We start from the raw sequence: 14,922 nt of genomic DNA on the forward strand, positions 1-14,922 counted from the left end.
TCCGCTTCCCCGAGGACCTCTCAGCCGGCCTCGGGGTCGCCCTTGGTGTATGTGAGGCGCTCCACCGCGCCCTTCTGGAAGTTGTCCTCGATCTTCTTGCCGTTGACGTACAGCTGGATCGCGCCGGCGTCGCCGAGGATCAGGTTGATCTTGGAGCTGTCCTGGAAGGTCTTGGACTCGCCCTGCTTCAGCAGCCCGTCGAAGAGCATCCGGCCGTTGTGGTCCTTGGCGGAGATCCAGCTGCGCCCGCCGGCCGCGCTGACCTGGACGGTCACCTTGTCCTGCGGAGCGGCCGCGATGGCACTGTCCGACGCCTCGGACGTCGGCGCGGCGGGCTTGTCCTTCGTCGGAGTGGGCGAGGCGGACTGGGTGGGGGTCGCGGTGGCACCCTCGGCGACCTGCGACTTGGCGTCGTTCCCGCTGTCACCGCCCTTGAACGCGGTGAACCCGACGAAACCGACGACGGCGACGATCGCGGCGACCATGGCCGCCGTCCAGTTCGGCCCCCGGCGCTCGGGGCGGATACGTTCCGCCTCGAACAGCGGCGCGGCCGGCGTGGGCGCGGGCCGTCCCCCGTGCTCGTCGTCGTACTGCGCGATCAGCGTCGCGGGGTCGAGGCGTACGGCCCTGGCCAGCGTGCGGATGTGCCCGCGGGCATAGACGGCACCCCCACAGGGGTCGAAGTCGTCCGCCTCGATGGCGTGCACGATGGCGATACGGACACGGGTGGCGCTGCTGACGTCGTCGACGGTGAGCCCGGCGGCGATGCGGGCCTGCTGCAGGGCCCGGCCCACGGAGGGACGGGCTTCCTCGGACTCGTCTTGGAACGGACGCTCGTCTTCAGGGGAGTTGCCGATGGACACGGGGGCGCCTTTCGAGCGTTTAAGCCACCTGTGCTGGAGGTTCAGTCTAGGGGGGTGCGAAAGCGTGGGGCGACCGGGCGGTAGGACTTTGTACGCCATCGGAATGACCGGACAATCCGATGGTGGGACATACACGTACCCCAGGATGGGATCCGTAGCTGTCCTTTCGCTCAACTTGACGTACGACAAAGGGAAACGGTTGCCCGCAGCTCTCTAACGGGTGGATCACGGCCGTGCCGCCACCCGGCGTAAAGGCGACACGCCGGGCGCACGCCCCCCTGCTCCGTCTGGCTCCCAACGGATCGGCGCGAGCCCACCGGCCCACCCGCCGGACCCCGCGCGGACCAGCGTTGGCCTGCCGAACCACCCGCCGGACCAAGGCAGGGACCGGCGCGCGGACCAGTGCAGGGACCGGCGCACGGGCCGGCGCGCGGACCGGCGCGGCCGCACCGCCCTACCCGTCCGACTCCCCGCGGATCACCGCGAGCACGCCGTCCAGCTCGTCGGGCTTCACGAGGACGTCACGCGCCTTCGAGCCCTCGCTGGGCCCGACGATGTTCCGGGACTCCATGAGGTCCATCAGGCGCCCGGCCTTGGCGAAGCCGACGCGCAGCTTGCGCTGGAGCATGGACGTCGACCCGAACTGGGTCGAGACCACCAGCTCGGCGGCCTGGCACAGCAGATCGAGGTCGTCGCCGATGTCCTCGTCGATCTCCTTCTTCTGCTTGGTGCCGACGGTGACGTCGTCCCGGAAGACCGGCGCCATCTGGTCCTTGCAGTGCTGGACGATCGCCGCGACCTCTTCCTCGGTCACGAACGCGCCCTGCAGACGGGTCGGCTTGTTGGCCCCCATCGGCAGGAACAGCCCGTCGCCCTTGCCGATCAGCTTCTCGGCGCCGGGCTGGTCGAGGATGACCCGGGAGTCGGCGAGCGAGGAGGTGGCGAAGGCCAGCCGGGAGGGCACGTTGGCCTTGATCAGGCCGGTGACCACGTCGACCGACGGGCGCTGGGTGGCCAGCACCAGGTGGATACCGGCCGCGCGCGCGAGCTGCGTGATGCGCACGATCGCGTCCTCGACGTCACGCGGGGCGACCATCATCAGGTCGGCCAGCTCGTCCACGATCACCAGCAGGTACGGGTACGGCTGGAGTTCGCGCTCGCTGCCCTCCGGCAGCTTCACCTTCCCCTCGCGGATGGCCGCGTTGAAGTCGTCGATGTGCCGGTAGCCGAAGGCCGCCAGGTCGTCGTAGCGCAGGTCCATCTCGCGCACGACCCACTGGAGCGCCTCGGCGGCCCGCTTGGGGTTGGTGATGATCGGCGTGATCAGGTGCGGGATGCCCTCGTAGGCGGTCAGCTCGACGCGCTTGGGGTCGACCAGGACCATCCGCACTTCTTCGGGGGTCGCCCGCACCATGACCGACGTGATCAGGCAGTTGATGCACGACGACTTGCCGGAACCGGTGGCTCCGGCGACGAGGACGTGCGGCATCTTGGCGAGGTTGGCCATGACATAGCCGCCCTCGACGTCCTTGCCGAGCGCCACCAGCATGGGATGGTCGTCCTCGGACGCGTCCGCGAGGCGCAGCACGTCACCGAGGTTGACCATCTCCCGGTCGGTGTTCGGGATCTCGATGCCGACCGCGGACTTGCCGGGGATGGGGCTGATGATGCGCACGTCGGGGCTGGCGACGGCGTACGCGATGTTCTTGGTCAGCGCGGTGATCCGCTCGACCTTCACGGCGGGGCCGAGCTGGACCTCGTAGCGGGTGACGGTCGGTCCGCGGGTGAAGCCCGTGACGTCGGCGTCCACCTTGAACTCGCTGAACACGTTGCGCAGGGAATCGACGATCGCGTCGTTGGCCGCGCTGCGCGCCTTGCCGGGGCCGCCGCGCGTGAGCAGGTCCAGCGACGGCAGTGCGTAGGTGATGTCTCCGGACAGCTGGAGCTGCTCCGCGCGCGCGGGCAGGTCCCGCGGCGCGTCCGGAGCCGCCTTCGTCAGGTCGGGGACGCTCTCGACCTTCAGCTTCTCCTGCTTCGGCTTCTCCTGCTTGAGCCCCTCCTGCCGGGGGCGCGCGGCCGGCGCCGGAACCGGGGCCGGCGTGGGTACGGGTGTGGTCTCCTCGCGGTCGCCCACGCTCACCCCCTGGGTGAGATCGGCGACGAGCGCGGACGGCGGCATGCCGTGCAGCACGGCTCCGTCGAGCGCGGCGGCGGCGGCCGCCGCGACGTCCACGGCGTCCATCTGCCGCTGCAGATCGGGCTGCGGCACCGCGGAGCGCCTGGGGCGGCCGCGGCGCCGCGAGAGGGCCTCCTGCTCGGCGTCCTCGGTGTCGTACGCCTCGGGCGCGCCCCGGCGCTTCCGGGGACGCCCGGGCAGCGCCTCGCGCCACTGCTCGTCGTAGCGCTCGTCGTCCTCGGTGTCTTCCTCCGGCTCGGGCTCGTGCACCACGCCCAGGCGCACACCGAGTGCGCGCAGCCGCTGGGGAATGGCGTTGACCGGGGTGGCGGTCACCACGAGCAGGCCGAAGAGCGTCAGCAGCGCCAGCATCGGTACGGCGAGCACGTCGGTCATGGCGCGCGTCAGCGGGGTCGCCGCCGCCCAGCCGATGAGGCCGCCGGCGTCCCTTATCGCCTGCATGCCGTTGCTGCGGGCGGGCGAGCCGCAGGCGATGTGGACCTGCCCGAGCACGCCGATGACGAGCGCGGACAGACCGATCACGATCCGGCCGTTGGCATCCGGCTGCTCCGGGTGCCGGATGAACCGTACGGCGATCACCGCGAGCAGTATCGGGACCAGCAGGTCGAGCCGGCCGAAGGCGCCGGTGACCAGGATCTCCACCAGGTCGCCGACGGGACCGCGCAGATCCGCCCAGGTGCCGGCGGCGACGATCAGCGCGATGGCGAACAGCAGCAGCGCGATGCCGTCCTTGCGGTGGGCCGGGTCGAGGTTCTTGGCGCCCCGCCCTATGCCCCGGAAGACGGCGCCGACGGCGTGCGCGAGCCCCAGCCACAGGGCGCGCACCAGCCGGTAGACGCCCCCGGTGGGGCTCGGTGCCGGCTTGGGCGGCGCGGCCTTCTTCGCCGGGGCTTTCTTGGCGGGTGCCTTCTTGGCGGGTGCCTTCTTGGCGGGCGCCTTCTTCTTCGCGGCCGCCTTCCCCGCCGCAGCCTTCGCGGGAGCGGCCGCCTTCTTCGCGGGCTGCTTCTTGGCGGCGGAGGGACGTGAGGCCATGGAGCTGAGGTTACCGGGGGAGACGACAGCGGACACGTGTGCCCACTGCTTCACCCGTTCGTGTCGCCCGCCGCCGGGCGGAGAACTGACGCACCCTCATGGGCAACTGCGCTCCCGCCGGACGTCAGTTCTGCGTCGGCACCGATGCGCTGCCGCTGCCCGCTCCCGGCTCCAGGGCGTCGAGCGCGCGACGCAACCCGGTGAGCTTGCGCTCCAGATGGGCCGCCGTGGCCACCGCCGCCGCATCCGCGGACTCGTCGTCCAGCTGCTTGGACAGCGCCTCCGCCTGCTCCTCGACGGCCGCGAGCCGCGCGGACAGCTCGGCGAGCAGCCCGGCGGACTCCTTCCCGCCGACCCCGCCCTTGCCGCCGCCCTCCAACTGGAGCCGCAGCAGCGCCGCCTGCTCCCGCAGCTGGCAGTTCTTCATGTACAGCTCCACGAACACCGAGACCTTGGCGCGCAGCACCCATGGGTCGAACGGCTTGGAGATGTAGTCGACCGCGCCCGCCGCGTAACCCCGGAAGGTGTGGTGGGGGCCGTGGTTGATCGCGGTGAGGAAGATGATCGGGATGTCCCGGGTCCGCTCACGCCGCTTGATGTGCGCGGCGGTCTCGAAACCGTCCATGCCCGGCATCTGGACATCCAGCAGGATGACCGCGAAATCGTCCGTGAGCAGTGCTTTGAGCGCTTCCTCCCCGGAAGATGCCCGCACCAGCGTCTGATCGAGCGCAGAGAGGATGGCCTCCAGCGCCAGCAGATTCTCCGGCCGGTCATCGACCAGGAGGATCTTGGCCTTCTGCACCATGGCCCGCCCTCCTCGCCCCGGCGATACACCGGGCGCCGCCCCAGAGGACGACTCCCTTTCGCCGCCCGTCCTTGTGCCGGTCATCGTAGCCGCACCCCGCCCGTCGCCACACCCTGTCACCGCGATGTCACTGTGCACGTAAGAGAAACGCCGCAGGAGATCGGAAGGTTCCCGGAATCCGGGATTCCTACACACCTTCGGGCTTCCCGATAAGGGGAACTCCGCGCGCACACCCGAGGTTCCCGCAGCGTTCACATCGACTCCAGCCGTCGGGTCACTCCTCCCGCATCCACTGCCGCATGACCGCGAGCAGGTGATCGGGGTCGACCGGCTTCGTCACATAATCGGAGGCGCCCGATTCGATCGCCTTCTCCCGGTCCCCCTTCATCGCCTTCGCGGTCAGGGCGATGATCGGCAGCCCGGCGAACTGCGGCATCCGACGGATCGCCGTGGTCGTCGCATACCCGTCCATCTCGGGCATCATGATGTCCATCAGCACGACCGCCACATCGTCGTGCTGCTCCAGCACCTCGATGCCCTCCCGGCCGTTCTCGGCGTACAGCACCGACAGCCCGTGCTGTTCCAGGACGCTGGTGAGCGCGAACACATTACGGATGTCGTCGTCGACGATCAGCACCTTCTCGCCACCGAACCGCACCGCGCGGGCCTGCTGCGGACCGCTCTCCTGCTCGGCGACCATCGTCCACGGCTCGGGCCGCTGCTCGGCCGACGGCAGGCTCCGGCGGCGGCGCCGGAAGAGCGCGGCCGGCCCGTTCTGGGTCTCCTGGTACGACTTCACCTCGGCCGGCGTCTCGATCTCCGCGGCGGACAGCTCCAAGGACCTGCGGGCCTCGGAGGCGACCAGCTCGACGGCCTCCAGCGCGGGCACCGACTGCTGGTAGCCCTGGGGCGGGAGTTCGCTCGGGTGCAGCGGCAGGTACAGCGTGAACGTCGAGCCGCGGCCCGGTTCGCTCTGTGCATGGATCTCACCGCCGAGCAGCTGGGCGATCTCCCGCGAGATCGACAGGCCCAGGCCGGTGCCGCCGTACTTGCGGCTGGTCGTCCCGTCCGCCTGCTTGAACGCCTCGAAGATCACCCGCATCTTGCTGGCCGCGATGCCGATGCCGGTGTCGGTCACCGAGAAGGCGATCAGGTCGCCATGCGGGTCGGTGAGCGCGCCGGCCTCCAGCAGCTGCTCCCGGATGGTCTGCGGAACGTCCGCACCGGCGGGCCGGATCACGAGCTCCACCGACCCCGAGTCGGTGAACTTCACCGCGTTGGACAACAGGTTCCGCAGCACCTGGAGCAGCCGCTGCTCGTCGGTGTGCAGGGTCGCCGGCAGCTCCGGTGAGACCCGTACGGACAGGTCCAGGCCCTTCTCCGCCGTCAGCGGCCGGAAAGTGGCCTCCACGTAGTCCACGAGCTGGACGAGCGCGATGCGCGTCGGGGAGACGTCCATCTTGCCCGCCTCGACCTTCGACAGATCGAGGATGTCGTTGATGAGCTGGAGCAGGTCGGAACCGGCACCGTGGATGGTCTCGGCGAACTCGACCTGCTTCGGGGTGAGGTTGGTGTCCGCGTTGTCGGCGAGCAACTTGGCCAGGATCAGCAGCGAGTTGAGCGGCGTACGCAGCTCGTGCGACATGTTGGCGAGGAACTCGCTCTTGTAGCGCATCGACACCGCGAGCTGCTCGGCGCGCTCCTCCAGGACCTGCCGCGCCTCCTCGATCTCGGTGTTCTTCACCTCGATGTCGCGGTTCTGCCGGGCCAGCAGCTCGGCCTTCTCCTCCAGTTCGGCGTTGGAGGCCTGCAGCGCCTTCTGCCGGTTCTCCAACTCCGCCGACCGCTCACGCAGTTGCTCGGTCAGCTCCTGCGACTGCTTCAGCAGCTGCTCGGTCTTGGTGTTGACCGAGATGGTGTTGACGCTGGTCGCGATCATCTCGGCGATCTGGTTGAGGAAGTCCTTCTGGATCTGCGTGAACGGCGTGAAGGACGCCAGCTCGATCACGCCGAGCACCTTGCCCTCGAAGAGCACCGGCAGCACGATCACCTGCGCGGGCGGGGCCTCGCCGAGCCCGGAGGAGATCTTCAGATAGCCGCTGGGCGCGTTCTCCACCAGGATCGTGCGCTTCTCCTCGGCGGCCGTGCCGATCAGCGCCTCGCCGGGCCGGAACGACGTCGGCATGGAGCCCATCGAGTAGCCGTACGAGCCGAGCATCCGCAGCTCGTACTGCTCCTCGGCGTCGCCGCTCAGCTCCTGGCCCTCCATGAGGGGCATCGCCACGAAGAACGCGCCGTGCTGCGCGGAGACCACCGGCGTCAGCTCGCTCATGATCAGCGAGGCGACGTCCTCCAGGTCCCGGCGTCCCTGCATCAGCGCGGAGATGCGGGCGAGGTTGCCCTTGAGCCAGTCCTGCTCCTCGTTGGCGATCGTGGTGTCGCGCAGGTTGGCGATCATCTTGTTGATGTAGTCCTGCAGCTCCTGGATCTCGCCGGACGCGTCGACGTCGATCTTCAGGTTCAGGTCGCCGCGGGTCACCGCGGTCGCCACGCGCGCGATGGCGCGCACCTGCCGGGTCAGGTTCCCGGCCATCTCGTTCACCGACTCGGTCAGGTCCCGCCAGGTGCCGTCGACGTCACGCACGCGCGCCTGGCCGCCGAGCTGCCCCTCGGTGCCCACCTCGCGGGCGACCCGGGTCACCTCCTCGGCGAAGCTGGACAGCTGGTCGACCATCGTGTTGATCGTCGTCTTCAGCTCGAGGATCTCACCGCGGGCGTCAATGTCGATCTTCTTCGTCAGGTCGCCCTTGGCGATGGCCGTGGTGACCATGGCGATGTTGCGCACCTGGCCGGTCAGGTTGGACGCCATACCGTTCACCGACTCGGTGAGGTCCTTCCACGTGCCGGCCACACCGGGTACGTGCGCCTGGCCGCCCAGGATGCCGTCCGTGCCCACCTCGCGGGCCACCTTGGTGACCTGGTCGGCGAACGAACTCAGCGTCTTCACCATGGTGTTGATGGTGTCGGCGAGCTGTGCGACCTCGCCGCTCGCCTTGATGGTCACCTGCCGCGTCAGATCGCCGTTGGCGACCGCCGCCGCCACCTGGGAGATGTTCCGCACCTGCATGGTCAGGTTGTTGGCCATCAGGTTGACGTTGTTGCTCAGGTCCTTCCAGATGCCCGTGACACCCGGTACGTGCGCCTGGCCGCCCAGGATGCCCTCGGTGCCCACCTCACGGGCCACCCGCGTCACCTGCTCGGCGAAGCTGGACAGCTGGTCGACCATGGTGTTGACCGTCGTGACGAGTTCGAGGATCTCGCCCTTCGCGTCAACGGTGATCTTCTTGGACAGGTCGCCCTTGGCGACCGCGGTGGTGACCTCGGCGATGTTGCGGACCTGGATGGTCAGGTTGTTCGCCATGAAGTTCACGGACTGCGTGAGGTCCTTCCAGGTGCCGGAGACGCCCTGGACCTCGGCCTGCCCGCCGAGCATGCCCTCCGTGCCCACCTCACGGGCCACCCGCGTGACCTCCTCGGCGAAGGACGACAGCTGGTCGACCATCGTGTTCAGGGTGTTCTTCAGCTCCAGGATCTCCCCGCGCGCATCCACGGTGATCTTCTGGGAGAGGTCACCACGGGCCACCGCGGTGGCAACCTGGGCGATGTTGCGCACCTGTGCGGTGAGGTTGCCGGCCATGCCGTTCACCGAGTCGGTGAGGTCGCGCCACACACCGGCGACGCCCGGCACCTGCGCCTGACCGCCCAGGCGGCCCTCCGTACCCACGTCCCGGGCGACCCGGGTCACCTGGTCGGCGAAGGCGGAGAGCTGGTCGACCATCGTGTTGATGGTGTTCTTCAGCTCCAGGATCTCCCCGCGCGCGTCCACGTCGATCTTCTGCGACAGGTCACCGCGCGCCACGGCCGTCGTCACCTGGGCGATCTGGCGCACCTGGGAGGTCAGGTTGCCGGCCATGAAGTTGACGGAGTCCGTCAGCTCCTTCCAGGTGCCCGACACACCGTCCACGCGGGCCTGACCGCCCAGGCGGCCCTCCGTGCCCACGTCCCGGGCCATCCGCGTGACCTGGTCGGCGAAGCTCGACAGCTGGTCCACCATCGTGTTCACGGTGTTCTTCAGCTGGAGCATCTCACCGGAGACGTCGACGGTGACCTTCTGGGAGAGGTCGCCGTTGGCCACCGCCGTGGTCACCTGGGCGATGTTGCGCACCTGACCGGTCAGGTTGCGGAACGCCGTGTTGACGGAGTCCGTCAGGTCCTTCCAGGTACCCGCCGCGCCCGACACCTGCGCCTGGCCGCCCAGCTCGCCCTCGACACCGATCTCCCGCGCGACCCGGGTCACCTCGGCACCGAATGCCGACAGCTGGTCCACCATGCCGTTGACGGTGTTCTTCAGTTCCAGCATCTCGCCGGCCACGTCCACCGTGACCTTCTGCGAGAGATCACCGCTGGCCACCGCGGTGGTCACCGCGGCGATGTCCCGCACCTGCGTGGTCAGGTTCCGGAACACCGTGTTGACGGAGTCCGTCAGGTCCTTCCAGGTACCCGCCGCGCCCGGCACGTTCGCCTGCCCGCCGAGCCGTCCCTCCGCGCCGACCTCGTTGGCCACGCGCGTGACCTCGTCCGCGAAGATCCGCAGGGTCTCGGTCATCTGGTTGATCGTCTCGGCGAGCTGCGCGACCTCGCCGCGCGCCGGCACGGTCACCTTCTGCGAGAGATCGCCGTTGGCGACGGCCGTCGTCACCTGGGAGATCCCGCGCACCTGAGCGGTCAGGTTGCCCGCCATGGTGTTGACGGAGTCGGTCAGCTCCTTCCACACGCCGGCCACCCCGGGCACCTGCGCCTGGCCGCCCAGGATGCCCTCGGTGCCCACTTCCCGGGCGACCCGGGTCACCTCGGAGGAGAAGGAGGACAGCTGCTCCACCATCGTGTTGACGGTGTTCTTCAGCTCCAGCATCTCGCCGGCGACATGGACGGTGACCTTGCGCGAGAGATCACCGCGGGCGACCGCCGTCGTCACCAGGGCGATGTCCCGCACCTGGGCGGTCAGCCGGTTCGCCATCGTGTTGACGGACTCGGTCAGGTCCTTCCACGAACCGGACATACCGCGCACCCGGGCCTGCCCGCCCAGCTTGCCCTCGGTGCCGACCTCGCTGGCCACGCGCGTGACCTCGTCCGTGAACGTCGACAGCTGGTCGACCAGATTGTTGACGGTACGGCCGACCTTCAGGAACTCGCCCCGCAGCGGATGCCCGGTGCCGTCCGGCGCCTGCGTGCGCAGATCCATGCGCGGCGAGAGATCCCCCTCGGCGACCGCCGTCAGCACCCGGCTGACCTCGGACACCGGCCACACGAGATCGTCGACCAGCGCGTTGGAGTTGTCGATCGCGCTCGCCCAGGAGCCCTCACAGGCGCCCGTCTCCAGCCGCTCCGTGAGTTTTCCCTCACGCCCCACCATGCGCCGCACCCGCGACAGCTCACCGGTCAGGTGCATGTTCCGGTCGGCCACCTCGTTGAAGACGGCCGCGATCTCGGACATCACGCCGTCGCCGTTCACCGTGAGCCGCTTGCGGAAGTTGCCGTCCCGCATCGACACGAGGGCCGCCAGCAGCCGGTGCAGGGCAGCCGTGTCCACGGCGGTGGTACCCCCGCGCCTGCCCAGGGACGGTCCGCCCTTCGCGCGCGCCTTTGTGCCCCGCGTCGCTGCGCCAGACTCCACTGTGTCCCTCCCGAAGGGGTAGACCATTACTGCCGTGCTCGGCCGCTTCGCCCCGGTCCAGGCCGAAACCCTGCCCACCGGTCACTTCCGCGTACCCATTACTGCTTGGTATTTCTGCCAGACGAGATCCGGCCACACCAGAGGCTGCTGCCCGCCGTGCACGGAACACACGCAGTCTGATCCGACCTTCATCAGAAGCTTGCCCAGTGTTTCACCCCGGCCGAACCAGGCCATAACAGTTCGGCAGCTTCGCACATCGTCCGCACACCCTGGGGGCGTAAACACCGGCGACCGGCATCCGCTCGGACGGCGAAGGTAAGTAACCTTGCATCCGGCTGTCCAGCCGCACCGGCTCCGACCGGCCTGGGCGGTGGCACGAGAACGAGCGGGCATCGGAGGGGCGGCCGCAGACCATGACCACCGGACTGATCCCCGGGGGACATCCCCCGGAGCCACGGCCGACGGGCGAGCGGATGCCGCAGCAGCGGCGCGAGCCGGTCGGCCATGCAGCCCTGCCCGTCGACAACCGGCCGAGGAGTTCTGTGATCACCGCGCGTGCGGCCGCCAGTTTCGAGCCCGTCGGGCGGTCGGTGGCAACCGCCCGCTCCTTCGTCCGCGACACCCTCCAGGGGTGGGGCTTCGCCGACATCGTCGACGATGCGGTGGTCCTGACCAGCGAACTGGTCACCAACGCGGTGGTGCACGCGGGCACGCACGCGGACGTCCTGTGCCTGCGCACCGAGGACGGCGTGCGCATCGAGGTGGCCGACCGCTACCCGGAGCGCGAGGTCCCCCTCCAGAGCTCCCCCGCCGCCATGGGCAGCCCCGACCGCGAGGGCGGCCGCGGCCTCCAGCTGTGCGCGGCCCTGGCCGCCCGCTGGGGCGTGGACTACACCCCCACGCACAAGAACGTCTGGTTCCACCTCGATCTGCCCGAACGTGCGGTCGGCACCCGCACCGCCGGCCCCGCGCTCCCCGCCGAGCTGCTCCCGCTGGCCGACAGCCGGGTCCGCGTCGCCGTTCTCCAGATCGACCGAAAAGGTTCCATCAACGCCTGGAACGAGGACGCGGAGGAACTCTTCGGCCACCCCGCGGACGAGGTCATCGGCAAGCCCCTCACCGACCTCGCCGCCTGGCCGCACACCCCGGGCACCGGCACGGGAATCGCCGAGGCCCTCCAGCTCTCGCGCTGGGAGGGCAGCTACGGCATCCGCGGCGCCGACGGCCGGGTGGCCCCGGTGTACGCCTCCCACCTCAGGGTCCGCGACACCGGCGGCGAGCCCTCCACCGTCTGCCTGCTGGTCCGGGACCACGAACGCGCCGTCCTGCAGACACCCTCGCGCGTCCCCGCCACCGACCAGTCGCCGGCCTCCGACGGCCAGAGCACCGACCCCTTCGAGGTGTTCATCGGCTCCCCCGCCCCGGACGACCTCGACGGCCTGCTGCAGCGCACGGTGGAGCGGGCTCGCGACATGCTCGACGCCGACTCGGCCTTCCTGCTCCTTGCGACCGACGACGAGACGGAGCTGGAGGTCCGCGCCTCCACCGGCCTGCCCTCCGCCCGACAGCGGTTCGCCCGCGTCCCCGTCGAGGCGGGCCCCGGCCGCTACGGCTCCGCGCGCATGCCGGCCGTCCACGACGACCTCACCGCCGTGCCCGGTGCCGTACCGCTCCTGGCCGGCACCGGCATGCGCTCGGTGGTCACGGTCCCGCTGAAGGTCGAGGGCCGCCTCACGGGCTCCCTCGGCGTCGCGGCCGAGGCACCGGGCCGGTACTCCAACGAGGAGGCACTGCGCCTGCAGTTCGCCGCCGACCGCATCGCCCTGGCCGTCGAATCGGCCCGCCTGGGCGAGCTGGAGCGGCTGCGCCGCGGCTCCCTGAGCTTCCTCGTCGAGGCCTCCGACCTGCTGGCCGGCACCCTGGACCGGGACCAGACCCTGGCCCTGATGGCCCAGATGACCGTCCCGACCCTGGCGACCTGGTGCGCGGTCTACACCATCGCCGACCAGGCCTCCGAGCCGTACCTGTCGTACGTCCTGCACGAGGACGAGGAACTCATCGACGGCATCAAGTCGTTGTTGTCGAAGATGCCGCCGCCCGACCCGGTACCGACGCCGGGTGCCCGGGTCTGGACCGCCCCCGGCGAGGTGGCCCACCAGGCGGCCCTGCGCACCTCGATGCGCAGCCTCGGCCTGGCCGGCGGCCCCATCCAGCAGGTGGCCGCGGGAATCGGCCCGACCCTCGCCACGGCCTCCGCGGTCGGCGGCGAGACGGTCGTGCTGCCGCTCGTCGCGCGCAACCGCGTCATCGGCATGCTGACTCTCGGCAAGCCCACCGACGAGCACTTCCGGCAGGAGATCCTCGAACTGGCCGAGGACCTCAGCCGCCGGGCCGCCCTCGCCCTGGACAACGCCCGTCTGTACTCGGAGCGCACGGCCATCAGCCAGGCCCTCCAGCGCAGTCTGCTGCCGCCCGGCACGCCCCACATCGACGGCGTCGAGGTCGAGGTCATCTACCGCGCGGCCGGCGAGGGCAACGAGGTCGGCGGCGACTTCTACGACCTCTTCCCCATCGGCAACGGCGCCTACGGCTTCGCCATCGGAGACGTCTGCGGCACCGGACCCAACGCGGCCGCGGTCACCGGCCTGGCCCGGCACGCACTACGCCTGCTGGCCCGCGAGGGACTCTCCGGCCCGGCGGTTCTCGAGCGCCTGAACTCCGCGATCCTCGACGAGGGCGACCGCAGCCGCTTCCTGACGCTGCTGTACGGCGAGTTGCGTCCGCAGCCGGACGGCAGCGCCGAGCTGAAGGTGGTCTGCGCCGGCCACCCGCTCCCGCTCCGCCTGCGCCAGGACGGCACGGTGGTCGCATCGGCCGAACCCCAGCCGCTGCTCGGCGTCATCGAGGACCTGGAGCTGTACGAGGAGACGGTCACCCTCGACCCCGGTGACGTCCTGCTGTGTGTCACGGACGGCGTCACCGAACGCCGCGAGGGCACCCGCATGCTGGGCGACGACGGCCTCGCCGACGTCCTCACCACCTGCACGGGCCTCACGGCGGGCGCGGTGGCGGCACGCATCATGCGCGCGGTGGAACGCTTCGCGTCCGACGCCCCGTCCGACGACATGGCGATCCTGGCGATGCGGGTCCCAGGGCTTCACAAGGACTGAAGCCCCCGGGGCCGCCCGGGCCCGCCCGGGCGGGCCCGGACACACCGGCACCTGAACACGCAATAAGGCCCCGCCCGAAAGGGCGAGGCCTTATTTTCTGGAGCCCCCAAACGGAATCGAACCGTTGACCTTCTCCTTACCATGGAGACGCTCTACCGACTGAGCTATAGGGGCCTGTCGTTTTCGAGGTTTCCCTCGCGGCGACAAGAAAAGACTACCCTGAACAGGTCCGAGTTCCCAAATTCGTTCGGCACCCGCTCAGAAGGCGGGCTGGAGCAGTCCGCCAAGGGCGTTGCAGGCCGAGACGATCCGCTGCATCTCACGCTTCGTCAGCGCGGCCTCCACGGGAAGCGCAAGAGTCTCGTCCGCGGCACGCTCGGTCTCCGGAAGCGCCACACAGCGCCGGAATTCGGGCAGTCGGTGCACGGGCGTCTTCACCGGAACCCGGCACTCGACTCCCTTGGCCCGCAAGGCCCGTGCGAAAGCGTCACGGTCCGGCCTGCCGTTGCCCGGGACCCGCACCACGTACTGCTGGTAGGTGTGTCCGTCACCGCCGTCGGGCGTCTGCACGCCCTTGAGCTTGGCGTCGAGATAGGCGGCCCGCTCCCTGCGCTGCGCCATCTCGTCGTACGGCGCCTCGGACTCGCCCTGCTCCACCACGAGCAGTCCGTGCCGCTGTCCGGCCTCGTGCAGCCGCGCGATGTCGGCGCGCCGGCCGAAGCGGTGGACCACAACTACGGCCGCCGTACGGGACGTTACGGCCGCTTCCACGGAGGACGGGGCGAGGCAGTAGGTGACCGGATCTATGTCGGCGAACACCGGGAGCGCACCCGCCAGGGCCACAGCCTCGGCGACCTCGACGTTCCCGAAGGCCGGTACGACGACCTCGTCACCGACTCCGACACCGGCGGCCCTGAGCATTGCAGCAGTACCCATGTGCTGGATGCTGGGGGCGCAACGTGAACGACACGTTAAGCAAACCAAAAAAAGGCCGGACCCCGAACCGAAGTTCAGGATCCGACCTTTTCAAAATTTGTTCGGCGGCGTCCTACTCTCCCACAGGGTCCCCCCTGCAGTACCATCGGCGCTGTGAGGCTTAGCTTCCGGGTTCGGAATGTAAC

6 protein-coding genes, 1 tRNA gene and 1 rRNA gene are annotated in these 14,922 nt (G+C 69.8%); 1 reads left to right on the top strand and 7 read right to left on the bottom strand.

The features are described from left to right. Positions 1 to 20: 20 nt before the first annotated feature. The 4 genes from ACZ7P3_RS35840 to ACZ7P3_RS35855 form a co-directional block, all read right to left on the bottom strand. Positions 21 to 863, bottom strand: a complete 843-nt coding sequence (locus ACZ7P3_RS35840) for a helix-turn-helix domain-containing protein (protein WP_472088147.1) — start codon at positions 861 to 863, stop codon at positions 21 to 23. A 454-nt stretch (positions 864 to 1,317) separates the two neighbouring features. Continuing rightward, entirely contained in the window at positions 1,318 to 4,092 is a 2,775-nt protein-coding gene (locus tag ACZ7P3_RS35845; protein ID WP_472088149.1) for a DNA translocase FtsK, read from the bottom strand. A 124-nt stretch (positions 4,093 to 4,216) separates the two neighbouring features. Continuing rightward, positions 4,217 to 4,897 (bottom strand): response regulator, encoded by a 681-nt coding sequence (locus ACZ7P3_RS35850; protein ID WP_472088151.1) that lies wholly within the window; start codon positions 4,895 to 4,897, stop codon positions 4,217 to 4,219. Between the two features lie 274 nt (positions 4,898 to 5,171). Continuing rightward, on the bottom strand, positions 5,172 to 10,631 hold the full coding sequence (locus ACZ7P3_RS35855) for a HAMP domain-containing protein (RefSeq protein WP_472088153.1): 5,460 nt from the start codon (positions 10,629 to 10,631) through the stop codon (positions 5,172 to 5,174). A gap of 413 nt (positions 10,632 to 11,044) precedes the next feature. Between ACZ7P3_RS35855 and ACZ7P3_RS35860 the strand changes: the two genes are divergently transcribed. Next, entirely contained in the window at positions 11,045 to 13,801 is a 2,757-nt protein-coding gene (locus ACZ7P3_RS35860) for a SpoIIE family protein phosphatase (protein WP_472088155.1), read from the top strand. A gap of 98 nt (positions 13,802 to 13,899) precedes the next feature. On the opposite strand, the gene ACZ7P3_RS35865 is transcribed toward ACZ7P3_RS35860, so the two are convergent. The 3 genes from ACZ7P3_RS35865 to rrf all read right to left on the bottom strand — a co-directional run. Further along, positions 13,900 to 13,975, bottom strand: a tRNA-Thr gene (locus ACZ7P3_RS35865). A gap of 84 nt (positions 13,976 to 14,059) precedes the next feature. Beyond that, entirely contained in the window at positions 14,060 to 14,722 is a 663-nt protein-coding gene (locus ACZ7P3_RS35870) for a DegT/DnrJ/EryC1/StrS family aminotransferase (RefSeq protein ID WP_472088161.1), read from the bottom strand. 114 nt (positions 14,723 to 14,836) lie between these two features. Further along, a 5S ribosomal RNA gene (gene rrf / locus ACZ7P3_RS35875) occupies positions 14,837 to 14,922 on the bottom strand; the annotation flags it as partial.

The sequence above is a fragment of the Streptomyces sp. NPDC107581 genome (assembly GCF_055657175.1).

Coding starts and splice junctions, on each gene's coding strand:
- ACZ7P3_RS35845 (WP_472088149.1), bottom strand. CDS start 4,092: ATGGCCTCACGTCCCTCCGCCGCCAAGAAGCAGCCCGCGAAGAAGGCG.
- ACZ7P3_RS35850 (WP_472088151.1), bottom strand. CDS start 4,897: ATGGTGCAGAAGGCCAAGATCCTCCTGGTCGATGACCGGCCGGAGAAT.
- ACZ7P3_RS35860 (WP_472088155.1), top strand. CDS start 11,045: ATGACCACCGGACTGATCCCCGGGGGACATCCCCCGGAGCCACGGCCG.
- ACZ7P3_RS35870 (WP_472088161.1), bottom strand. CDS start 14,722: ATGCTCAGGGCCGCCGGTGTCGGAGTCGGTGACGAGGTCGTCGTACCG.